Genomic DNA, 378 nt, shown 5'->3' on the forward strand with positions numbered 1-378 from the left:
ATCGAAACCGGGTTGTCCGGATGGATTTCCGCGGCCATCAGGCCTTTGTCGCCATCGCCATAACGCACCAGCACAACCTGCCCGGGGCGAAGTTCGGTCAGGCCGAAACGGCGCAGTGTCTCCATATGCACGAAAATGTCTTCCGTTCCTTCGCCACGCGTCAGGAAACCGAAACCCTTGGTGCGGTTGAACCACTTGACGATGGCGCGCTCCAGTCCGCTGGACGGCGTCACCTGCACATGGGTGCGCACCGGCGGCAACTGCGAGGGGTGGACGGCGGTGGACTGATCCATGGAGAGAATGCGAAATGCCTGAAAGCCACGGTCGCGCCGCTGGATAAGGGCGACAATGCGCGTGCCTTCAAGGATCGTCTGGTAA

Annotated in this window: 1 protein-coding gene; it reads right to left on the reverse strand. The window is 61.1% G+C overall.

All coding sequences use genetic code 11. The features are described from left to right. On the reverse strand, window positions 1-378 hold a 378-nt coding region (locus EN804_RS35075; RefSeq protein ID WP_135922334.1), incomplete at both ends, for a cold-shock protein.

It is taken from the genome of Mesorhizobium sp. M8A.F.Ca.ET.161.01.1.1, from assembly GCF_004792105.1.
Lineage (GTDB): Bacteria > Pseudomonadota > Alphaproteobacteria > Rhizobiales > Rhizobiaceae > Mesorhizobium.